This window comes from Pseudomonas sp. PLMAX, from assembly GCF_046042685.1.
GTDB classification, from domain to species: Bacteria; Pseudomonadota; Gammaproteobacteria; order Pseudomonadales; family Pseudomonadaceae; genus Aquipseudomonas; species Aquipseudomonas putida_AE.
Window position 1 is genome coordinate 2,866,600 of the sequence record NZ_CP064949.1, and the last position, 22,902, is coordinate 2,889,501.

Consider the following 22,902-nt stretch of genomic DNA (forward strand, 5'->3'; position numbering starts at 1 on the left):
GCGGTTGTTGTCGACATGGCTGCGCTTCTGCGCTTGATCGCGTACAGCCAGGGCATGACGAATACGGTAATCGGGGTGATGTGCTGCTGGAGAACCGGCACCGAGCCTCTTGTTCGTGGAAGAGGTCGGTACCGGGGTGCCTGCGTTCATCGCAACCGATGAACGCGATGCGCTGGCGAAATCGTCAGCCCATACTCAGGGCGCTTGAATGGCCCAGGCCCAGGCTGCTCTTGCCTTGGCCATACCGTGAGGCGTACTTGCCGCCGTTGTTGAGCACGCGGTACTCGCGGGGCGAGCGTCCTGTCCAGCGCTTGAAGGCGTGCCGGAAGTTCGCCGCATCGCTGTAGTTGAGTTGCTCCGATATCGCCTCGGTGGTCATGGGCGTGCTGAGCAAGTATCGAATGGCCAGCTTCTTGCGTACTTCCACCAGCAGCGAGTTGTAGGAAGTGCCAAGCGCATCGAGGCGCCGGCGTAGCGTACGAGGCGATAAATGCAAGTGGTCGGCAATTTCGGACAGCGATGCAATGCATTGACCGGAATTGAGCAGCAGGTTCTGCACCTGAAAGCTGATGTCGTATTTCTGCAGGATTTCGCGCAGTTGCGCCTGGCAATTGGTCTTGCAACTGGCGTGAGTGATGCTGTTGGATTGCGGAAGCTTGTTGTCGAGCCAATGGGGCGAGAAGCGTATGGCGGTGCGCTCACCATTGAAGCGAACTGGCACACCAAGGCTTTCGCGAATCTCGGCTTGCTGTTGAAGCGTGGCATCAATACTCAACTCGATGCCTTCGCAACTGAAATCGCGGCCCAGGATGTCCTGGAGCAGCGTCACCAGCTTCGACACTTCCAGGTAGTACCAGAACGCATTTTCCGGACTGATCAAGCCGTATTGATCGTTGAGCTCAAGAAAGGCGACGCCGCTCTCGCAGCTCAGTTGCAGGCCCATCTTGAGATTGATCAGCAGCCCGAACTGACTGGCGGTTTCCAGGGCGTCGCGCAGTGTGGCGCTACTGAGCATGGCAAAGCCGACGATGCCGTAGGAGGTTAAATGCAGGCGTTTGCCTACCTGCAGGCTGAGCAACGGGTTGCTCGCTTGCTGGTTGAACGCGGCGTGAATCAGCGATTGCTGGTTCAACGAGATCTTGGTCAGTGGATTACCCAGGTCAAACAGGGTCATGGACCCTGCAGCCAGGCATTCGCTCACCCGTCGTTCGTCACCGCCCACCAGGCTGGCGGCCGCCAGAATCTCTGCCGTGGAGAAAACCTTGTCGTCCAATGTGATAGGTGTTGTTTCGATCAATCCCATCGTACTGCCCTCACTGGTGTAGCCAAACCAAAATGACCGCGTGAAATCGTGCTGACGCAACGAATCAACTGCGTGGGTTTATTCGGGAATAAAAAGCGGTGGCGTGGGCAGGCCGGGGACGTTCGTACAAAGGTGCAGGGTTGAAGCGCAACACCAGACCCATGGAAACGGACTGAACGAATCCATGAAATTCAAGCGTTATCGGGAGTAGCTTCGCTACTGTCCCGGTGTGGGTCTTGGACCTCATTTGTTATCTCCTGACCTTTTGGGGGCTGTCGTGCAGCACCCTTTTTTTGTTGGTCTATCAGGTAGGGAACGATGTGAATCAGACCTGGTAAAACGCGGTTGCATTTACTAGGTCATGTGACCGATTAAATACGGTCGGGCGACCTAGGTCAAGTGACAGATGAGTGTCATCGCAATTAATTTCGATGAACGGAACAGGAGGGGGGGAGGGGGATGGGCTGCCCAATTCGATTGAACTGGGCAGCAGGCGTCTCAGACGCGGAATTGTTGGGTCTTGTAGGTGAGGTCGTTGGCCAGGCCGTCCAGGCTTTCGCTGAGCTCAGAGGATTGCAGGCCTCCCTCGCTGAGGGTCTGGCTGAGGTCGCGTATCGCATTGACGTTGGCATTGATTTCTTCTGCAACCGCAATTTGTTCTTCGGTGGCCGTGGCAATCTGTACGTTCATCTCATTGATCAGGCCAACCGCGTCACTGATCTCCTGCAGTGAATCAACCGCCTTGCGCACTTCTTCGACGCTCAGGGTGGTGAGGTCCTGACTGCTGCGCATCGCACTGACGACGGTTCGGGTGTTGTCTTGCAACAGTTCGATCACTTGCTGGCTTTCAATGACCGATTCCTGGGTTCGTCGGGCGAGCGAGCGGACCTCGTCGGCCACTACCGCGAACCCACGCCCGGCCTCACCCGCGCGTGCCGCTTCAATGGCCGCATTCAGCGCCAGCAGATTTGTCTGTTCGGCGATACTGCGAATCACGTCCAGTACATCGCTGATTTTCGCGCTGCTTGAAGCCAGGCTTTCGACCCGAACCATGCTGTCGTTCATTTCCGACGCCAGGGCTTCTATGGTGAGGGTGGCGCGGTCCACTTCAGTTCGTGCCCTGCTTGCCGCCTGGTCGGTGTCCTGTGCAGCCTGCGCGGCCGAGGCGGTACTCCGGGCTACCTCGTGGGCGGTCGCTGCCATTTCGTTGGAAGCGGTAGCCACCTGGTCTACTTCGCCAGCCTGCTGTACCAATCGCGCTTGCGCGTGGCTGGCCAGATGGGAGGCTTGCCTTGCGGCCTGCTGGGTCTGTAGCGAAGCCTGTTGAATGTCCCGGATAACGGGGTGCAGCTTGTCCAGAAAGCAATTCAACCAACCCGTCAGCTGGCCCAGTTCATCTTGTCGCGGATAATTGACGCGCTGGGTGAGATCACCGTCTCCCACAGCAATCTCCCGCACCATTTGGGTAATCGACTGGAGTGGCGCCAGCGTGCTGCGAATACTCCACATGATCAAGGTCAACCCGATGATGGCCAGCACGCCGCCCAACAACACGACATTCAACGTTGTGGCCTGGCGCTGCGCGGTCAATGCCTCAGCCAACGTTCTGGCAGGTAACATCAGGACATCCCAGGGTACGTCAATCTTGATCGCCCAGGCTACGTTGCCTGGCACGGGACTGAAAGGCACCAGCAGTTGATAGTGGTCGCCTTGTCGGGTGGCGTCGGGCTGGGAGGGGAAGCTGGCCGCACTGTAGGTGTTGTTCGACCCGGCCCAGACTTCAGCGCTGTTTTTACCGCTGGCTGTGCCGTCATTACTCTTTGCTGCGACCACGCCGGTGTTGCTGATGATACTCACCGCAGCCTGTGCGTCATAAAGTCCGCTAGCCAGTTCACGGCTTTGGGACTGGAGATCGGAAATATTGATATCGATCACGGACATGCCAATGACGTTGCCGGCCTCGAGCATGGGAACAGCCATCGAAATGAGCGTCACGCCTTGCCCGTTGAGCAGGTCGTGGTAGGGAGATGTGAGGCATTGCGTACGTGTTTTCAGTACGCAGGTGTACCAATAGTTGTAGGGCGTGCCGCTGGCGTCGGGTGTGGTGCGAGAAAACAATTCTTCCGGATAGACGGCGTACTCCGGTTGGGACGGGTCTGCCTGGGACCAGTAGCTGGAAAAACGCCCCTTGTCATTACCGCCCAGTGCGACCTGGCCGACGAATGAGGCGTCGCTACCACCCAGCGCGTCGGGCTCGAACGTTACAAAAAGGCCGAGAAGTTCGGGATGCGCGGTCAACATGTTGCGGCTTTGCTCGATCATCTCCTTGCGCACCACTGCCTCGTGCGTTCGGTCGTTGCCAATCCGATTGCGCAAGGCCAGCATCTGTCTATTGAACTCACGCCCCAATAACAGCGCATCACTGAATTTCTTCTCGATGAGTTGCCGCTGCACAGCGCCACTTGTCGTCAATTGCAGGCGCGCCGTGTCTTCCAGAAGCGTGCTGCTGCGTTGGCCGACCATTTGATCGGTATGATTCATTTGATACAGGTTGGCGGTAATGACTGCGGCCAGGCAAAGCAACAGGCACAAGCCTGTCAAGAAAACGATTTTCAGTTTGATCGACAGGGTTGTGCGCATGCGTCACCGACAAAAAAGGAAAGAGAAGGGGCTCAGTTCTCGAGGGTCGCACCACAATCGCTGCCCAGATAAGTCAACGCAGCGCCCAGTGTCCGGCACAGCGGCTGAAGCCGCTGATAGGCCTTGAGAGGGCCTGAACAGAGCAGTTCGCAGTCTTGCTGGCCAATTGCATCAGCCTCACTGTTCAGGCTGAGTTCCAGGTAATCGATTTGTTCGCTGCGAGCCCATTCACCCATCGACCGTGCCGACGCCGCGGGACGCGTTTGCGTGGTGTTGAAGCTGATAAGCGCAGTAGTCTGAAACCTTCAAAAGGCGCCACCAGGTTGTTGCGTAGCGGGTCCAGTCCAGCCACTTCAAAGCCCTGCCGGGAGAGGGTGCGTGCAATGGTGCTGCCGAAGTGATCGAGGCCGATGATGGCGACGCGTTGGGGTGCGGTAGTCATGGCGAGGTCTCTGTAACGATCGATTCACGGATGCATGGCTTTGAACAGCGATGCGATGTCCAGCTCACCCATGCCGGCGGTCTGGGCTAGCCTGCAGTAGCTTAAGTAGGCGTCAGTGCTGGCGTGGGGCGCGCTCGCACGCTGCAGCGCGTCGAGCACCACCTCTTGTCCGGCGACGTGCACATCGACTGACGCTTGTTCGCCGCTGAAATCGCTGGCGGCAATGCGATCGGCCGCGGTGTTGATGCCATCCACCAGCATGTCGCTCATGATCGGCGACAGTGCCTTGAAATCCTGTACCGAAACGCCGGCGCAGGAGGCGAGCACCGCGCCTTCGAGCCAGGCGGCAAAGGCACCGAAGTAAAAGGCGTAGAGGGCCAGGTAGGTAGGCGTGCAAGCGGTGGGGTCGGCGCCGAGAAACTTCGGGTTTCCCGCCAACACCTTCAGGGTGGCCTCATGGGCATGGTAGGCGTCGCTGTTGCCCGAGTAGAGGATGGTGGTGTGTTGCTCGCCAATGTCCTTGGGGTAGCACATGATGCCGGCGTCCACATACAGACCGTTGTGCTGGTTCACTCGCTTGGCAATGCGCTGCACATCGTCCACGGTACCGGTGCTCATGTTGACGATGGTTTTGCCGCTCATGTCCAACAAGGGGTCAAGGCTGCTCAACACGTCCTGCGAGACGGCCTTGTCGATCATGCAGATGATGATCAGGTTGCTCGCATTGATGGCTTCGCTGGCTTCCCGCGCCAGGCTGGCGCCGTCTTGCAGCAGGGCAGTTGCGCGCTCCGGACTGCGGTTCCAGACGGTGACGCCATACCCGGCTTGCAGCAAGGTACGCGCCAGCACACTGCCCATGGCCCCCAGGCCCAGGACGCTGACGCAAGGCTTGTTTGATCCAGACTTTGACATGATCTGCCCTCGAGACAGTAGGGTATTGAAGGGGTCGAAGCCACGCGCTGAGGTCGAGAAGATCTGCGCGTGGCAGCATGATGTTTGACATCAGCGAGGAGGGTTCAGTCCGATGTAATCGGCGATTTCCTCGTAGTTGACTTGCCACAGGCCCGGCAGGCCGTAGAGGTCCGCGGTGAAGGAGCGGAAGCCAAGGATCTGCTGTACGCGCGGCGACAGGGTGCGAACCAGTTCCATGTCGACCACAAAAGGATAGGCTTCCTCCGGTACCAGCCAACCGAGGTTGAAGGTAAAGGCCACGGCGCGGCGGTACTGGTCAGTCGTCACGTTGGCGCCCCCGCCATGCGCGATCTTGCCAGTGAAAAACAGCGCGTCACCCGGCTCCAGCTCGGCGGGCACAGTCATTTCCGGCGTGCCCCGGTCATTGTAGTCCGGCCAGTTCTGGCTACCAGGAATGATCCGGGTCGCCCCGTTTTCTTCAGTGCAGGGGCTCAGGGCGATCAGGAAATTGCAGATCACGTCCGGGGCTTTGGTCCCCATCTCCTTGAACGCCATGTAGTTCTCGAAATCGCGGTGCAATGGTTGGGCTTTGTTGCCCGGTCCGATCTCGATGACTTGCGCAGTTCCCATCCAGTAGGTATCGCACCATGGGCTCAGGATCGCGTGAGCCAACTGGTGAACCTTGTCGTGGTCGATGATTTCCTCACGGAAGGTTTTGCTGTGAGTCACCAGGTTGGTCAGGCGCTTGGTGTTGGCACCATGGAAATCCTGCGCGCCTTCGTTGGTCTTGGACGAGCCTGCGGGAATCTTGTCCATCTGCGGCTGGACGTCGGCGTTGAATCGAGCGACCTGGTCTGCTGTGAGCATGCCTTTGATGATGACCCCGGCGTCTTCCTTGAGGATCTTCAGAACCTCTTCTTTCGGGGTATCGAGGGTGATTTTCTTGAATGCGCTGGCCATGGGAAGAACCTGAAAAGCGTAAGGGGAATAATCTCGGTGCGGTCGGTGATGACCGCACTCGAGGGGCCGACTAAACGTTGGCGGGGGTGCTGTAGTCCACGGCAGTGCCGAGCCAGCCGTCCCAGCGTTTGGTCCAGTAAAGGTTGTGCAGTCGGGTGGTCAATTCGCCGGGGCCAGCCTTGCCACCCAGTACGGTGTCGTCGACGCTGTTGATGGGCATGATCCCGCCGGCGGTGGACGTCAGGAAGGCTTCGTCGGCATTGAGCAACTGTTCGACATGGACCCGCTCGACATGGATCGGCATGCCGGTTTCCTTGGCCAGCTCCAGCGTGGTTTTGCGCGTGATGCCTTCCAAACAACCTGAATCGGGGGTGTACAGCGCGCCGTCCTTGATCAGGAAGATGTTGGAACCGGGTGCTTCGGTCAGATAGCCATTGGCGTCACACAGTACGGACCATTCCTTGTTGGCGGCCTTGGCTTCGAACAACGACAGCTTGAGGTCCATCCAGTGGAAATTCTTCGCGGTAGGGTCCACCGCCTCGGGCGGAATGCGAATGTATTGCTTACTCACCAGCAAGTCGGTGCCACGAGTCCTTTGTTCGTCATCGGAGATGAACACGTAGGGCACGACAAACGCATAGAAGCGGTTTTCGTATGCCTTGGGATTGATCCGGTCACCGCCATCAGGCATGAAGCCGCGGGTTACCGCCCACCAGACGTAAGCCTCCTTGGCACCGGCCTGTTTGACCAGGTTCGTGAGGATCTCGGTCGTCTGCACTTTGGTGTAGGGGTTGGTCAGCTGAAATTTGGCGCACGCGCTTTCGAAGCGCTCCAGATGGTCTTCGAGGCGGAAAAGATAGCCTTTGCTGACACTGACTACATCGTAGCAAGCATCCGCTTGGGTAAAGCCCAGGTCGGACATCGGGATTGCCGCGTTATCCAGATCCACGTAAGTGCCATTGATGAATGCCGAGCCGTGGCTGTACTTGGGCTCATGGGCGACGCGCACATGGGCGGGGTCGTTCAACATGATGTGGTGTGCCTGAATGATGCTCATCGGTCGCTCTCTATTCCAAGGTGAGATGGAAGCTGCGGATTACGCAGTGCCTTTGCGCGGTGTTGCCGGTGAGTTCATGTTAGGGCGGTGGTGGCTGCGCCAAACAGGTGAGCGGGGGCCAAATTACAGCGTCTGTGCGGCCACCCTTCGGCGTGGCAGGACCTTGCGCAACACCTGGCAAGCGACTGTCCTGTCGAGGATGCTTTGTTGGCCATAACGCACCTTTTTCGCCAAGCGTCAGCTGCCTAGAGTTCTTGGGCACCGCGGCCGACGCGGTTGACTGTTCATCAGCAAGAAGGAATTGGCATGAAGCATTCAAAAGCAACGTTTATCGGTCTTGGCCAAATGGGCGCGGCACTGGTCCCGCCATTTATTGATGCCGGTTTGCAAGTGACGGTCTGGAATCGATCCGCAGCCAAGGCTGATCCATTGGTTGCATTGGGCGCGAAGGTCGCGGCGGACTTTATTGCCGCAGTGAGTGCCTGCGACCTCATCATCGTCTGCCTGGCTGACTACGCCACGAGCAATGCGCTGTTTCACCGGGATGAGATCACGCCTCTGCTCAAGGGCAAGACGATCGTGCAATTGACCACCGGCGATGGCAGGGAGGCCGAACTCGGCGCCCTGTGGGCGGCAGAAGTCGGGGTGAATTACCTGGACGGTGCGATCATGGATTATCCGACCAAGGTCGGTGGTCCGGAATGCCTGCTATTGGTGTCCGGTGATCGTGCGGCGTGGGACAGCTGCGAGGCACAAATGAAGCTGCTGGGTGGCCGCATGACCTATGTCGGCAGCAAGCCTTCCTCAGCCAATCTGCTGGATGGCAGCTTGCTGACGATGTACTACGGCAATACCTTCGCCTTGATGCAAAGTGCGGCGATGCTGGAGGCCGAGCAGGTCGATATCAAGGACTTCAAGACAGCTTTGAATGCATTTAAACCGGTGATAGAAAGCACCTGGAAGCGCACCATCGAGGCCATCGATCAGCATGATTACTCCGGTAAGGAGGCTTCAATTCATGTTCATTCGCTGGGTGTGCAGTCGTTGCTGAAGCGGGCCAGAAATTCAGGCGTTGAGCACAGTTTGCTGCAGTTGTTTTCCGAGTACGTCGACCAGACGGCTGCGCGTGGCTTTGAAGCGGATGAGCTGCCAGCAGCCTTCGAAGTGTTCCGCCGCAAAGGCTGATCGATACCGTTCGGCAGCAGGTTGGCGGGGCGGGCGCGACGACCCTCAAAATGTCCCCTGCGCACCTGTTTGCCAAGGTTGGCAAGCCCATAATCAAGGCGTCAACGGATGGCGCGGAACTGGCCGGTCATGGTCAAGGCCCGCAAGGATGCTGGCACACAATAAAAACGATCTTTCTAGACATTCTGCCCTCTACCGTTTTTCAGGAGCAGCTCATGCGTGATGCATCCAGCCTTCATCTCTCAGGCGAACATTCTTTTCTGGTCGACGACACGATCGGCGATCTTGACCTCGACCTGGTCAAGAGCTTGATCGCCTTGAATTCCCCCGAGAACCTCAATGACGAAACCAGTCTGCCGACCGGTTCGATCATCCTGACAGCGGCATGCTGGTTTGTTGCCGGTATTGTCCTTTGGGCCCTCGTGGGCTTTTACATCTGATAGAGGTTTGCCATGAGCAATTCAGGTGAAGACGTAAGCGGGCTTATCTCTCGGGAAACACTGGCAGGGCGCTTGCCGGTGCCAGGTTCCGCGCGGTTGTACAATGGCTTCGGCACATTGCTGGGGGCGGCCATTGCAATCGGGGCGGCCAGTTTCAACTATTTGTTTGGTGCTTCGATCGCCTACATCGGTAACACGAGCATCGGCATTGCTGGCTATGTTATCGGCCTGATGATGACCCTGGCGCCCATGTACCTGGCCTCCGGGATGCTGAGTTATCGGCATGGTGTCGACCCTGTGGACGCCGCGAAAAGTGCGTTGGGTACTCGGGGTTCCGCATTGCTGTTGTTGATGATCCTGGTGACTACCCTGGGCTGGTCGTTCGTGCTGGTCGCCATGACGGGGCAGGCAGCAGGGCGGCTGCAACAGGTGCTGTTCAATCCGGGCGGTGGTATCGACAACACCTTCGTGGCCGTTGTTTCGATTTTCATGCTGGTGCTGATCTGGGTGCTGCTCAGAAAAGGCCCCGCCATGATTGCGATGCTCACGCGTTTCACTTCACCGGCGATTCTGATCATTGCGGCAGTGGTGTTGTATCTCGTCACCCGTGACGTCAGTTTCTCCGCGCTGTTGCATACCAATGTCGACCCGAAACTGGCCTATACCACCGACCCGTTATTGCAGTTGGCCTACGGCGTTGAATTTGGTGCTTCCAATGCACTGACCATCGTGCCGTTTTTTGGCGGCATGGCGCGGTTGATCCACAAACGCAAACACCTGGTCACGCCATGCCTGCTGGGCGCTGGTTTGATTGGTGCGGGTTTTACCACCGCTGTGGGGGCCCTGGCAGCCGTGGCTACGGGATCTACCGAGCCAGCGGAGTGGGTAGTCAAGACCGCTGGAAATGGCCTGGGTACGTTGATCGTGACGATACTCTTGCTGGCCAATCTCGGGACCTTGGTGAGCTTCTTTTACCTGGCCGGTGTGTCGGTTCAGCAGATCAGGTTTTTCGCTAAGATGCGCTGGGACATGATCATCGCCATTCTGTTACTGCCTGGCATAGTCGTCGCCTTTGAAACAGATTGGTTGATTGCCCATGTGATGAACTGGCTGGCCTACAACGGCGCGATGTTTGTCGGCATCGCCGCGATACTGCTCACCGACTATCTGCTGCTGCGCCAACAGAAAGTCCTGCCCGGCCACTTGTTTGTCAAAACCAGTGACAGCGCTTACTGGTTCTGGGGAGGGGTGAACTGGGTTGCGATGGGCGTCATTGTGTTGGGTGTGTGTTCCTACCTGTCACTGTTCAACCCGATGACACTGGCGGTTGGCGGCTCGTTTCGCTACATCGGTGCGGCCATGCCTTCCTTTGCGCTGTGTATCGTGACGTACTATGCGGCCATGCGCCTGGTGATTGCATGGAGTGACAAAGGCGGTTATCGAAATGTTGTACAGTTGGCCTTGAAGAAGGTCAGTGTCGGGCTGTAAGACAGACCCGCGAACCAGGCCCTGGCGCAATGCCGGGGCCTTTGCATTTTTTGCAGCAGCCTTGATTTTACCCTTTGATCGGTGCGTCGTTCACCGGTAATTTGTCCGCGTCGCACCTGTTGGGCTATCGCTGCCGGCTCATAATTCGAGCCTGTCTTGTCGACGGTAGATCAGGGGAATTCCATGAGTGATTCGGGTGCGGATGTGAGCGGCGCAATATCGCGCGAAGCCTTGGCAGGGCGCCTGCCGGTGCAGGGTTCAAACCGGCTGTACAATGGCTTTGGCTCATTGCTGGCGGCATGTGTTGCCATCGGTGCGGCCAGTTTCAATTATCTGTTCGGGGCTTCCATTGCCTACATCGGAAATACGTCTATCGGTATTGCCGGTTATCTGATCGGGCTGATAGTGGGGCTCGCGCCCGTGTATCTGGCTTCAGGAATGATCTGTTTTCGCCACGGCGTCGATCCGGTCGATGCGGCCAAAAGCTCGATGGGCACCCGTGGTTCTTCTTTGCTGCTGGCGCTGATCCTCATTACTACCCTGGGTTGGTCATTCGTGCTCATCGCCATGACCGGACAAGCCGCCGGTCGCCTGCAGCAGCTCCTGTTCAACCCTGGCGCCGAAATCGATAACGGCTTTGTCGCCACTGTATCGGTGCTCATGCTTGCCCTGGTCTGGACGCTGCTGAGAAAGGGCCCGGCGATGATTGCCCTGCTGACGCGGTATACCTCACCGGCCATTCTGATAATCGCTTGCATTCTGCTCTACCTGATTACGCGTGATACCAGTTTAACGACCCTGCTGCATACCAATGTTGATGCGAAGTCAGCCTACACCACCGACCCCTTGCTGCAACTGGCCTACGGCGTCGAGTTCGGGGCATCCAATGCGTTGACCAGTGTCCCGTTTTTTGGCGGAATCGCTCGGCTGATTCATAAGCGCAAGCATCTCATCACGCCTTCGCTCTTGGGGGCAGGACTCATTGGTGCAGGTTTCACCTCTGCCGTAGGTGCGCTGGCGGCGGTGGCGACCGGTTCAACCGAGCCGGCAGAATGGGTGATCAAGACCGCTGGCAATGGCGTTGGCACGGTGATCGTATCCGTACTCCTGCTGGCCAACCTGGGCACGCTGATCAGCTTCTTCTACTTTGCCGGGGTCTCGGTTCAACAAGTACGGTTCTTTGCCAGGATGCGCTGGGACATGATCATCCTGGTGCTGTTGTTGCCGGGGTTGGTGGTTGCCTTCAATACGCAATGGTTGATTGCGCATGTGATGAACTGGCTGGCTTATAACAGCGCCATTTTCGCGGGCATTGCCGCCGTGCTGCTGACGGATTTTCTCTTGCTGCGTCGCCAGGTGTTGTTGCCGACACACCTGTTCGTGAAGAGCGAAGAAGGTGCTTACTGGTTCTGGGGCGGTGTCAATTGGGTTGCCATGGCGACCATCGCCCTGGGGGCAACTGTGTACCTGATGTTGTTTGATCCGTTGACGTTGGCGGTAGGCCCCAGCTTCCGGTACGTTGGGGCAACGATGCCGACGCTTGCCGTGTGTGTCCTGGCCTATTACCTGGCCATGCGCCTGGTGATTGCCTCCAGCTACAAGGGTGGCTACCGCAATGTCCGCCAACTGGCACTCAAGAAGGTCACTGTCGGCCTTTGATAGAAATAGACGGGGCGGCCCTTATGGTTCTGGACTGACTTTGACTGAAACAAGGTCATACGATTCATAAAACTCGGTCGCTTGACCTATATCAAGCGACCTCCCTACAATTCCTATCAGTCTGCAGATCGCCATGGAATGGCCGATGCCCATGAGATCAGATCCCGGCGTTGGCAGCAGGCATTCTGTAAAAATGGAACATGCGCTTTTGGAGCATTACGCGATGTCGAGTGAAAGCACACGGGCCGAGTCGCTGTTCGACAGGACCGCCAGCCCCCGGGAAAAGAAACGCGTTCAGCGGATCGAGGACATCATTGAAGCAGCCGCCATGCTTTTCGTACGCGACGGCTACGCTCAGTTTTCCGCCCGGCGGGTTGCCAGTGAGTTGGGCATCAGCCTCAGTAACCTCCAGCATTATTGCGGGACTACCGAAAACCTTCTTCTGTCCATGATTCGGGCAAAAATCGAGGTCTTCGTCACTCGCTTCCGCGACATTGCCAATGAGACCTCGCTCACGCCCGAGCAGCGCTTCGTGAAGGTCATCGATGAAGACATGGCGGCAACGCTGGACCCCTGGATTGCATCGTTCTCCTTCCAGACGTGGGCGTTGGCTGAACATGACAAAGCCGTCAATGAGCATCTCAAGCTTATCTACGGTGAGTTCTGCCGCATCCTGGCGAACCTGATCAGGGACGTGAATCCGCAGTTGACCTCCAGCAAGGCTGATGTCTACGCGACGCTGATCGCTTCGCAAATCGAAGGGCTGATGTTCTACAACAAACAGATCGCCGCCGATCAGCGCCATTGGGACGAAACGCTGGAGACGATGCGTACGATGTGGGTAAACATGATTCGCCTCGGCCATTAAGTTGTGACGAGGCCGTCGTGCCCCGATTTTTGGTCGTTTGGCACCTGTTTCTGATTTCCGACCAAGGTTTATGCTCCCCGCTGAATCAGCATGTGGAGCGGGAATCATGGGAGGATCTTTAGATGACATCGATCGACTGGCTACGCTGCACTTCATCGCACTGGTCGATTCGCTGATGATAGAAGCGGGTCACCCGACGGAACGGCTGTTGCAGGGAACCGACCTTGATGCCGAGGAGCTTCAGGCTGGCCTGCGACTGATCGCACCTTTTCAGGAATACGCCATTCTGCGCAATGCGCTTGCCATGACCGGCAATGCCCATCTGGGCCTGGAACTGGGCAATCGTTGCCGATTGGCCGCATACGGTATTTTCGGCTTCACCCTGCTTTCCAGTTGCGACCTTCGCTCAGCGCTGCGCCTGCTTTTCGATTATCCGTTGCCGCTGGGCACAGGCTTCGAGCTGAGTCTGAACGAAGAACAAGGCGTAGCGACCTTGACCGTCAGCGACACGTTTGACGTTGAGGATCAATTACGTGGGTTGGCGATCGAGTTCTGCCTGACGGCATTGCAAAGTCTCATGGCCGACTTGCTTTACCAGCCCTTGCCGATGTTGAACATCAATATCGGCTTTCCTGAATTGGCGGATGCGCACACCTATAAACGTTATTTTGAATGCCCGGTGTCGTTTGATTCGTCGCGCCCTCACTGTCTGTCTTTTGATGCTCGTTGGCTCGACCAGCCGCTGCCTTGTGCGCATTCGGTTTCCCATGCCCAGATGAAGCAACACTGTTCCCAGCTCAAGTCCCAGCTGGAAAGTCCGCGGGATTTTCTCGCCCATGTGAAATCGGCCATCTGTACCCGGTTTGATTCTGTTCCCACCCTCAACAGCATTGCCTTGAACATGGCCTGTTCAAGCAAAACCCTTCAGCGTCATTTGCGAGCCGCGGGCACCAGCTTTCATGAGTTGCTCGGCGAGGTACGCTACCAGCGCGCGCAGGAACTGCTGCTACAGCAAGTGCCTATCGCACGCATTGCTGAGCAATTGGGCTTCAGCGAGGCCGCCGCCTTCCGAAGGGCATTTCAACGTTGGAGCGGGTGCACACCTTCGCAGTATCGCTCGCAGGTCAGACACTGAAAAAGTGCGATCGCTGCGACGTTGAAGTGTCGCTTACGATCCCCTTTTTTGACCCGTTTGCGCCTTTAGCCACGCCCGCTTAAACCAGACAATCAATCGCAAGTCGCCATTATTGGCTTAACGTATTGATTGAAAGGAAAGGGCAGTGATGAAAGTGTCGATTCGCAGTTTGGCGGCAGGTATCGGAACACTGTACGCAGGGTCCAGTTTTGCATTCGACAGCTTTCAGATCGGCGATGTGTTGGTCGAACCCTCTATGACGGTAGGGGCTGCATACCTCTACCACAAGAACCAGGCATTTGGTGGCCGTACCAGCAGTATCGGGCTTGAGGTGGACCGCAGTTCCAGCCGCTTTGAAGGGTTTGTCTTGCCAGGGGTGAAGGTCACGGGTCCACAGACTGCCTACGGTACGGTGTTCGGTGGTGCCTCGGCTGTCGGCGCGATGACCCGCGGTGGTAGCGATGCCGGTGGTTTTACCCATGACAACCCGGAATCCATCGGGATGGAAACCGCGTACCTCGGCTGGAAAAGCGCGGATCTGTTCCCTTCGCTCGGTCAGGATGCGATTACCCTGAGCGGCGGCCGCCAGAACTTCATGATCGATAACGGCTTCCTGATCGGCGACGGTCATGCTGACCAGGGTAAGGATGCGGCCGCCTGGATTGGTCCGCGTACCGCGTTCACCAATACACTGATCGCCCAGTTGAACACGGGAAAAATTCATGCGGACCTGTTCGACCTGACCGCAACTCAAGATCTCGACTACGCCGATTACAAGGAAAACCTGCGCCTGCGTGGCGGTAATCTCGAATGGCGCGACACACTCGGTACCCTGGGGGCGACTTACTACCACACCATGGACGCCGACAACACGGCGCGTGACGGGGTTGATGTCTATGACCTGCGCGCCAAGGGCACGCCGTTCACGGCACTGCCGCAAGTCAGCCTGGCAGGCGAGTATGTCTGGGAGAAGGGTGGCGAAGCCAACAAGTCCGCCAATGGCTGGTACGCACAAGCCAGCTATGCCTTTACGGACGTGGCGTGGTCACCGACCCTGACGTATCGCCGCACGCAGTATTCCAACGACTACGACCCGATGACCTATGGCTACGGCGGGGAATACGGGACCTGGTACCAGGGGGAGATCGTCGGTGAATACATGTTGTTCAACAGCAACGTCGACATCGACTTGCTGAAGCTGGCCGTGCAACCACGTCAGGATGTCGCTGTAGGGTTGATGGGCTACCGGTTCCGCCTGGAGAAGGCCCCCGAGGGAGTTACCAGTCGCGACTTCGCCAACGAAGTCGACCTGTATGTGAACTGGACCATTACGCCAGCCTTGACGCTCAGTGCCTTGTACGGCGTGGCCTTGCCGGGGGACGCGGCCAAGCAGATCTACGGTGACAACGACCGCTCCAGCCTTTTTGAAACCCTCGTCACCTGGAGCTTCTGACCACTGGAGGAGGCCTGCGGCCGCTTCTTCAAATGGCCGTCATTCCTCCCTTTTCTGTCAGTTGCGAACCTGTGAATCGCGTTCGCGCGTCCCTACAGTCGATTTCATTCCTGCTGATGGTTTTTTTGAGAAAACCATCAGCGCACCCTACATTTCCAGAGGGCTCCAAACATGACTAATGCTTCCCTTGTGACTCTGCCCGGTACTGCATCCGTGGAGCAGGTCGTTGAGATCATCGAGCGCGATGGCGGCGTGATTATTGCTGACTTCATGGCTAGCGATGTACTGGTGGAGCTCAAAGCGCAGATTGATGCAGCACTCGATACCTCGAGTTTTGGTCATGAAAACTTTTTCGTCGGCACATCGACTCGTCGTGCCAGTCGCTTGTTTGCCCGATGCTCGCGCATGGTCGATGTCGTAATGCACCCCTTGTATTTTGGGGCTGCACGCAAAATCCTGCAAAAGCCTGTGGATGTGTGGTTCGGCCAGGAGCGCACGACGGTCACTCCGCAAATTCAGATCGGCATGACTCAAGCCATCCAGATTCATCCTGGCCAGGGCAAGCAACCTTTGCATCGGGACGACACCAGTTTTCTCTGGCGTCATCCGAACTATGGTCGCGAAGCCCGTTTGCAGATCATGCTGGCGATCACAGAGTTCACCGAGGCTACAGGTGCTACCAAGGTCATCCCGGGCAGCCACAAATGGGACGACGAACGTTGCCCGCAACCTGAAGAAACGGTGAACGCCGAAATGGCCGCAGGCTCGGCCCTGTTGTTCATTGGCTCGACCTACCATGGCGGCGGCACCAACACCAGCGACACGCCCCGTACGGGCCTGACCATGGGGATCGACCTGGGATGTGTGCGTCAGGAAGAAAACCAATATCTGTCCATCCCCTTCGAGACGCTCAAGGGGCTTCCGAGCGAAGTGCAACGATTGCTCGGCTGGGATGCGGGCGAGAACTTCATGGGTTGGGTGGAGCGGGGTGGCAAGATGCTCAGTCCCCATACGTTCCTGGAGTCTGAAGATGTGCTCAAGTTACTTGGGTTGGTAGTGGAATGAAGGAGCGAGCTAGCTCGCGAAGGACGTGAACAATAACGCGTTTATTCTGAAATGAATGCGTCGACCTGTAGGAGCCGGCTTGCTGGCGATCGCGAACGTGCAGTCGACATAGTTGTCGGCTGACACACCGCTATCGCCAGCAAGCCGGCTCCTACAGTAATTGACGTTTCCTCATTTTTGATTAGCAATAAAAAAAGGCGCCCGAAGGCGCCTGAAATACACCTGAACCGAGGGGCAAAGCCAGGTGAGCTGAACAAACCAGTGGAGCGTTGGTAAGGCGCAAAGTCTGTCCCGCCTCGCGATTGAGCGAGTCCGGCAATTTTAGGGGTTTGTACAGCATTGAGTAGGTGATGCTCGGCCATTTGTGGCGACGCGGTGGCCAATTGAAGCTTGCGTGAGGTTGAACACCGGCAGGCTTACTTTCGCCCGAGCAATTCTGCGAGCTGGTTATCCACCTCCCGCACCCAGTCGCCATCGATGCCGAAAAGGCCAAGGTGGCCGCTGGGGCTGCTTGACGCATGAAACGCCGCGCCCTGAATCATTTTGGCCTCGGCAAGGCACGTAGATGGCGGAAAAAACATGTCTTGGCTGATCGGCATGATTAACGCTTTGGCGGTTATGCGTCCCAGTGCAGCCCTCAAATCTCCGCCTTCAAGGAGGCTGACATCAGCAGCCCGCCATTTCTCGAGCATGGTGATCAGGTTATTCGGGTCCATGGCTGAAAAGTAGGGTTTCATGAACCCTTCAAAAAGTGCCTCGACAGTGTCGAAGCCCAGTGGCTTGTAGTGTTGCCGTTCAAAGAAATCCGCGCTCAAGCCATACAGTGTCATCAGCCTTGCGTGTTGGGCCAGCCCCGCGCTCACAGCCTGCGCGTCAACATAGTTGCCATTGTTGAACGACGGATCGGTGCGCAGCCCGTGAATGATTGCGTCGGCCATGATTTTGTTGATGTCCGAGGTGCGTGCTGTACCGGCGATGGCCGCCATGCGTTCAACCATCGAAGGGTAGCGCGCAGCCCATTCGTAGGTCTGTTGCGCGCCCATCGAGCCACCCATCACCAGGGCCAACGATGTCAGCCCCAGGTGTTCTGTCACCAATCGGTGTTGAGCGGTGACATCGTCGGCAATTGAGATTGTCGGGAAACCGGCTTTTGCGTAAGCCCCAAGAGTGTTGTGAGGCGAGCTGGAAAGGCCGTTGCCGATCTGATTGACGACGATCACGAAGTACTTGTCGGGGTCGATGGTCCTACCGGCTCCGATGAAGACATCCTGGATGATTTTGCTGGTGCCGGAGTACCAGGTGGGAATCAGTATGGCGTTGTCTTTTTTATCGTTCAGCTGGCCGTGTATCGCCACCGCCAGCTCACAATTGTGCAGCGTCTTGCCACAGGCCAGGTGCAGATCACCGATGCTGATGATTTCATAAGGGCCGTGGTTTTCAGCGTTGTAATAAGGATGCAGGCTCATTGGGCTACCCTTTATGACCAGTGGGTGAGCAGCCGGCGCTCAGGCCGGCAACTTTTTATTTGATCTGGAAATCCGCATAGGCTTGTGCCGCGACTGCCTCGCAACGCTCGCGGTAGACGTTGACGCCACCGGCATAGGCCAGCAGGCGTTTTGGTTTACCGGCGACATTGCCCCCCGTATACCAGGAGCGTGTCCTGGAGAGCAGGGAGCTTGCTGCCAGTTCGTCGTGGTGTTCGACCCATTGGTCTTGCTGGACTTTTGTGGGCTCGATGGAATGACGCTGCTTTTCTTCCAGGAAGAGAATGCAGTCGGTGATCCACTCCACCTGATGCTGCAGGCAAGTTGGGGCATTGCACAGCGCAGCGCCTGGAGACAGCGGAGCGGCCGTCATGAACAGGTTAGGGAACTTGTGAACCATGAGTCCGAGTGTGGTCTTGATGTCGCGCGACCACTCCTCGCGCAGCGATTGGTTGTTGCGGCCACGAATATCGATCTGGGTCAGGGCACCGGTGGACGCGTCGAATCCGGTGGCAAGAATCAAGACGTCCAGTTCGTGGATCTTGCCATCGGTGGTTTGAACGCCCGTTGGCACAATCCGCTCGATCGGTGCGGATTTGATGTCGATGATTTCCACGTGAGGAAGCAGGAAAGCTTCCAGATAGCGGGTGTCCAGAGGCACCCGGCGTGTGCCGAAACCATAATCGGTGGGCACCAGTTTCTTGATGAGTTCCGGGTCCTTGATGCGGTCGCTCATTTTCCGCCGGACAAATTCAGAGACCTCTTTATTGACCGCGTCATCGGTGAAGATTTCGCCATAGGAGCCTGCCCACAGTGCGAGCGAGCCATCGTCCCAGAGCATTTCCAGCACCTTGAGCCGGTCCTGGGCAGAGGCTTCGTGGTAACTGCCGTAGGTGAAGTCGAAATCGAAGCCGACGAAGCTGTTGCGAGCCAGCGCCTTGATCTCATGAAAGCGCGCCTTGAGTTGCGCGCGGTCCGCGTCGCTGTAGGTCTGATTTTTCATTGGGATCGTGTACGGCGCCGTGCGCTGAAAGACTTTCAGTGCAGCCACTTGCGGCGCGATGGTCTGGACCACCTGGATGCCGGTGGCGCCTGTTCCGACTACGCCCACGCGCTTGCCTTTCAAGTCCACGGCGGTCTTTGGCCAGCGAGAGGTGTGATAGACCTCGCCTGTGAAAGACTTTTCGCCTTCGAACAGATCCTTGAGGGGGGTCGATAAGGTTCCGGCGCAAGAGATGACGTACTTGGCGTCGATGATCGCTCCGCGATCGGTGCGTACCTGCCAACGACTTTTGCTTTCGTCAAACACGCAGGACAGTACACGAGTACTGAGCTGAATGTCCTTGCGCAAGTCATAGCGGTCAGCGACGAAGTTCAGGTAGCGCTCGGTTTCAGGCTGCGCGGGAAAACGCTCGCTCCAGTTCCAGGCATTGTTGAGTTCTTCCGAGAACCAGTACTGGTAGACATGGCTCGGAGAGTCGACTCGAGCGCCGGGGTAGCGATTCCAGTACCAGGTGCCGCCCACACTGGTGCCCGCATCGATGGCAATGACCTTGAGCCCGGCTTCGCGCAGTTTGTACAGTTGGTACAGGCCACCAATCCCGGCACCGATGATCACGGTGTCATAAATTTGTACGTCTTGAGCGGCCACAGAAGAAGCGCTATGCGCATTGGTGGTATCCATACATCCTCCAGCTATTGTTTTTATAATCGGCGAAATGTCGATGACAACCGGCTCAGGGAAAGTGACTGATGACCGGTTGATCGAAGCCTACAAAGGGCCAGAGGTGAGGTATTGAAGCGAAGGGTGGGGTTTTTTGAATATTCAGGTGATTCGATCTGCAGCCACAGGCTTTAAAGCGCTTCGTTGCAACTGTCCGGGTGTGACACCGAGTTTGGCCTTGAGCAGTCGTGACATGTGGGCCTGGTCCGAGAAACCGCATTGCAGGGCGATTTCCTTTAATGGCAAGGCTACGCTGCCCAGCAGTGCCTGCGCTCGCTTGACTCGTTCGTTTAAAACGTACAAGTGAGGAGGGCAGCCTGTGGCCTCCTTGAACGCACGCGAAAATGCCCATACGCCCATGTTGACCTGGTCGGCAAGGTTCGCGATGGAAAGGGGACTCTCCAGATGTGCCTCGATGTAGGCGTGAAGTTTACGCATTCGCGCACCGTCAAGCTTGAGCGAGGAACGGTCCGCCTGGTACTCAAGGCTTGAATAGTGCCTGAGCAAGTGCACGGACATCTGAGTCGCGAGGGCCTCGGCATACATGGCCCCCCCTGCTGCCGGATTTTGCGCCTCGGTCGTTATTGCCAAGGCAATCGAGGTGAGGACAGGATCACGGATCGCCAACAAATCGTGTAATCGGACTTCACTGACGTTACGCCCCGTCACCTCCCGCGAGACGTTCAACAACAGTTCCCGGCTCAAGTAAATATGGGACACGTCCAGGCTTTCCTGCCATCGCCAATGGGCAGGCTGAGCGATCGACAAGAGCGAGATATCGCCCGGGGAGAAGGTGTTTCGCTGCCATTCTCCAGCACATCGACGCTGCAGGGCTGCGGGTGTGTTCGAGCGTTGCAGCATGATGGCGTAATGATCGATCGCCGGTGCCGCCACCTCCCAGGCCTCCAGTTGATAGGACCGCTGGATGACCCCATGCCACCCCTGAGCGTCGCTGCTGCCCAGCATCGTGCCCTGAACCCACTCGGGCACCTGATATGGCGTGATCAACGTCGTCATGTCGAAACCCTCCTGCTCAATTTTCCGGGCTGCCGAGCTCTTGGAGTAAAGCTGCACAACGATCAGAAATTTGAAGGGCTGAATATGGCATCACCTCCCAACGGTAAACAGGTGCGATTCGGTCAATCAAACAGTCGGGGTCTCATTGCCCGCTCTACGGTTATACAGGCTGAAACCTAATGCCCGGGTCTTGGTCTTGATCAGCACTTTGGATGGGCGGTTCCGGGTTGCCTGTTGGTCACCACCTTGTCCCTTGCGCACCTGTTAATCAGAAGCCAGCTACTCGCACACTTAGTGGACGACAATGGTCACCCTAGAAGCGTTGGGCTAACAGGATCAAGACCATTGAGTGAAAAGCTGTTCTAACTTATGGAGTGGGACTCGATGATAAAAGTCAGTGTGCTGTACCCGTACCAGGAAAATGCCCGTTTTGACCATGACTACTATCGCGATATACACCTGCCACTGGTGAAGTCGCTCATGGGGGAGGGTTTGAGAAAGTACACGATAGACAAGGGCGTTTCAGGAGGGCTGCCAGGCTCCGAGCCAATCTATATTGGTATGTGCCACCTTTTCTGCGAATCATTTGAAACCTTTCAACAATGCTTCGCGCCGCACGCAGAAAAGATATACCAGGACATCGTAAATTATACTGATATCGCGCCGGTGATACAGTTCAGCGAGGTTGTAGAGGTCAACTGATCCAGGAAACCGGGTCAGGTTTTTCCCAGGTCACCGCGACCCGTAGCCAGCCATGATCCAGAGAGTTGATCAATACAAGCTACCTGGCTGGTTTCTCTGGAAGCGCCACACCGATCATCACAAACAGTGCCCGGGCAATCCAGTCGCTTTTTTTCGCTAGGCGTGACGTGTGCCGTTCTGAATTACGCTGCCGCCCGCCATGACGAGGCGGCATTGACCGTTATCCAGCTACAGCCATACCTCACCTTCCAGATGATTCTGCAATCGATGGTGGCGTTGGTGTGTATGCCCGGTTTTTCCGGTTCAAAGCTGACTGGGATCGCGCTGGACATTGCCATCTTCACTTGGGGTTGTCGCCGAGTTACCGATTTTAGCCGATTGTATTCGATAGTCATTCCGATATTAGAATCAAATACTGTATAAAGAATGTTGTTGGATGAACAGCCTGCTCGCGCACGCCCCATAAAAACAAAAACGGTAACCGCCATGTCATTTCTCAAAGGCCTCTCCATCGGCGCCAAGCTCCTCGTGCTGCCCGCAATATTTGTGCTCGCGCTCATGATCGTCTCGGGTCTGGCCTATCACGGGCTCGCCAGGCAACAAGCGGTGATCGAGGAAATCGACCAATTGCGTTTCCAGCAGTATCGCCAGGTACTGGAAACCGCGGCTGCCTCGCAGGCGGCGATGGTCGGGGCTTATGCCATAGGGGTGCGCATCCTTGAATCCAATGGCCAGGCTTCTGCCGAGGAGCTGGAGTCCTATCTGGAAGACATGCAGGCCAGTGTCGACGACATGCGAGTGGGGCTGGACAAGGTGGCCCGCGAGACGCGTCTGGGTGAGGAGGAGAAAGAACTCTACAGCGCCGTGCAGGAGCAGGCCGCCGTGGTCGGCGAAGGCCTTGCCGATTTAAAGCGCACGGCCTTGAGCGATCAGATACAGGCGGCTTCGCTGCTGGGAAGGGTGCGTGCCGACAACAATGGTTTGCAAGGTCAATTCAACCGCCTGCTGGGGTTGCAGGCGCAGCTGACCTCCGGCGCCTTTGCCAAAGCCGGCGCCATGCAACGCCAGGTGTCCCGGATGCTGGTCGCGGTATTACTCGGCGCCAGCGTGCTGGCCGTCATTGTCAGTCTTTTGTTGCGTGCCCAGATCATCCGGCCCATCCGGGAAATCGAGCAGGCGTCGATCGAGTTGCGCGATGGCGACCTGACCCGACGTGTGCGGGTCATGGGGCGAGACGAGGTTGCCCACACGGCGCAGGCATTCAACGAACTCATTGATAGCTTCCAGCAGGCCATGCGCCAGGTTGCCGGTGTCGCGGCATCGGTCGGTGCCTCGGCAGAGGAACTGGTGGGCGCCTCGGCGCGTGTGG

General features: G+C 57.1%; 19 protein-coding genes and 2 pseudogenes. 10 read left to right on the plus strand and 11 right to left on the minus strand.

The genetic code is table 11. The features are described from left to right. Positions 1 to 184: 184 nt before the first annotated feature. The 7 genes and pseudogenes from DKB71_RS13335 to DKB71_RS13365 all read right to left on the minus strand — a co-directional run bounded on the left by DKB71_RS13335 (position 185) and on the right by DKB71_RS13365 (position 7,314). Entirely contained in the window at positions 185 to 1,303 is a 1,119-nt protein-coding gene (locus DKB71_RS13335; RefSeq protein ID WP_406590886.1) for an AraC family transcriptional regulator ligand-binding domain-containing protein, read from the minus strand. 498 nt (positions 1,304 to 1,801) lie between these two features. Next, positions 1,802 to 2,506, minus strand: coding sequence for a methyl-accepting chemotaxis protein (locus DKB71_RS13340; RefSeq protein ID WP_408601095.1), 705 nt, complete (start codon positions 2,504 to 2,506; stop codon positions 1,802 to 1,804). 183 nt (positions 2,507 to 2,689) lie between these two features. Continuing rightward, a pseudogene (locus tag DKB71_RS13345) lies at positions 2,690 to 3,943 on the minus strand (HAMP domain-containing protein); the annotation flags it as partial. Positions 3,944 to 3,975: 32 nt separating this feature from the next. Further along, a complete protein-coding gene (locus DKB71_RS13350; RefSeq protein ID WP_408600676.1) occupies positions 3,976 to 4,179 on the minus strand; it encodes a hypothetical protein in 204 nt (67 codons plus the stop codon). Positions 4,180 to 4,409: 230 nt separating this feature from the next. After that, positions 4,410 to 5,297, minus strand: a complete 888-nt coding sequence (locus DKB71_RS13355; RefSeq protein WP_408600677.1) for an NAD(P)-dependent oxidoreductase — start codon at positions 5,295 to 5,297, stop codon at positions 4,410 to 4,412. Between the two features lie 90 nt (positions 5,298 to 5,387). Next, entirely contained in the window at positions 5,388 to 6,257 is an 870-nt protein-coding gene (locus tag DKB71_RS13360; RefSeq protein ID WP_406590889.1) for a phytanoyl-CoA dioxygenase family protein, read from the minus strand. Positions 6,258 to 6,327: 70 nt separating this feature from the next. Next, the gene (locus tag DKB71_RS13365) at positions 6,328 to 7,314 is read right to left on the minus strand and encodes an aminotransferase class IV (RefSeq protein WP_408600678.1); all 987 of its coding nucleotides are present in this window, start codon (positions 7,312 to 7,314) and stop codon (positions 6,328 to 6,330) included. Positions 7,315 to 7,620: 306 nt separating this feature from the next. On the opposite strand from DKB71_RS13365, the gene DKB71_RS13370 reads away from it, so the two are divergent. The 8 genes from DKB71_RS13370 to DKB71_RS13405 all read left to right on the plus strand — a co-directional run bounded on the left by DKB71_RS13370 (position 7,621) and on the right by DKB71_RS13405 (position 16,607). Continuing rightward, entirely contained in the window at positions 7,621 to 8,499 is an 879-nt protein-coding gene (locus DKB71_RS13370; RefSeq protein WP_408600679.1) for an NAD(P)-dependent oxidoreductase, read from the plus strand. 50 nt (positions 8,500 to 8,549) lie between these two features. Then, positions 8,550 to 8,939: a hypothetical protein gene (locus DKB71_RS13375; protein WP_408600680.1), complete on the plus strand. Its 390-nt coding sequence runs from the start codon at positions 8,550 to 8,552 to the stop codon at positions 8,937 to 8,939. Between the two features lie 12 nt (positions 8,940 to 8,951). Beyond that, on the plus strand, positions 8,952 to 10,427 hold the full coding sequence (locus DKB71_RS13380) for a cytosine permease (protein ID WP_408600681.1): 1,476 nt from the start codon (positions 8,952 to 8,954) through the stop codon (positions 10,425 to 10,427). 156 nt (positions 10,428 to 10,583) lie between these two features. After that, positions 10,584 to 12,086: a cytosine permease gene (locus DKB71_RS13385; protein WP_408600682.1), complete on the plus strand. Its 1,503-nt coding sequence runs from the start codon at positions 10,584 to 10,586 to the stop codon at positions 12,084 to 12,086. A 133-nt stretch (positions 12,087 to 12,219) separates the two neighbouring features. Continuing rightward, on the plus strand, positions 12,220 to 12,954 hold the full coding sequence (locus DKB71_RS13390) for a TetR/AcrR family transcriptional regulator (protein ID WP_408600683.1): 735 nt from the start codon (positions 12,220 to 12,222) through the stop codon (positions 12,952 to 12,954). 106 nt (positions 12,955 to 13,060) lie between these two features. Next, on the plus strand, positions 13,061 to 14,089 hold the full coding sequence (locus DKB71_RS13395) for an AraC family transcriptional regulator (protein ID WP_406590896.1): 1,029 nt from the start codon (positions 13,061 to 13,063) through the stop codon (positions 14,087 to 14,089). Between the two features lie 148 nt (positions 14,090 to 14,237). Then, on the plus strand, positions 14,238 to 15,542 hold the full coding sequence (locus DKB71_RS13400; RefSeq protein ID WP_406590897.1) for an alginate export family protein: 1,305 nt from the start codon (positions 14,238 to 14,240) through the stop codon (positions 15,540 to 15,542). A gap of 171 nt (positions 15,543 to 15,713) precedes the next feature. Further along, positions 15,714 to 16,607 (plus strand): phytanoyl-CoA dioxygenase family protein, encoded by an 894-nt coding sequence (locus tag DKB71_RS13405; RefSeq protein ID WP_408600684.1) that lies wholly within the window; start codon positions 15,714 to 15,716, stop codon positions 16,605 to 16,607. A 416-nt stretch (positions 16,608 to 17,023) separates the two neighbouring features. On the opposite strand, the gene DKB71_RS13410 is transcribed toward DKB71_RS13405, so the two are convergent. The 3 genes from DKB71_RS13410 to DKB71_RS13420 form a co-directional block, all read right to left on the minus strand. Beyond that, entirely contained in the window at positions 17,024 to 18,073 is a 1,050-nt protein-coding gene (locus DKB71_RS13410) for an alpha/beta fold hydrolase (protein WP_406590899.1), read from the minus strand. A 55-nt stretch (positions 18,074 to 18,128) separates the two neighbouring features. After that, entirely contained in the window at positions 18,129 to 19,775 is a 1,647-nt protein-coding gene (locus DKB71_RS13415; RefSeq protein ID WP_408600685.1) for a flavin-containing monooxygenase, read from the minus strand. A 141-nt stretch (positions 19,776 to 19,916) separates the two neighbouring features. Next, the gene (locus tag DKB71_RS13420) at positions 19,917 to 20,831 is read right to left on the minus strand and encodes a helix-turn-helix domain-containing protein (RefSeq protein ID WP_406590901.1); all 915 of its coding nucleotides are present in this window, start codon (positions 20,829 to 20,831) and stop codon (positions 19,917 to 19,919) included. Between the two features lie 384 nt (positions 20,832 to 21,215). Here DKB71_RS13420 and DKB71_RS13425 point away from each other — a divergent pair, with 384 nt between their 5' ends. Then, positions 21,216 to 21,533, plus strand: a complete 318-nt coding sequence (locus tag DKB71_RS13425; RefSeq protein ID WP_406590902.1) for an EthD family reductase — start codon at positions 21,216 to 21,218, stop codon at positions 21,531 to 21,533. Between the two features lie 182 nt (positions 21,534 to 21,715). Here the strand turns inward: DKB71_RS13425 and DKB71_RS13430 are convergent, their stop codons facing one another. Then, positions 21,716 to 22,021: a hypothetical protein gene (locus tag DKB71_RS13430; protein WP_408600686.1), complete on the minus strand. Its 306-nt coding sequence runs from the start codon at positions 22,019 to 22,021 to the stop codon at positions 21,716 to 21,718. Between the two features lie 589 nt (positions 22,022 to 22,610). Here DKB71_RS13430 and DKB71_RS13435 point away from each other — a divergent pair. Continuing rightward, positions 22,611 to 22,808 (plus strand): annotated as a pseudogene (locus DKB71_RS13435) (HAMP domain-containing protein); the annotation flags it as partial. Positions 22,809 to 22,902 lie beyond the last annotated feature (94 nt).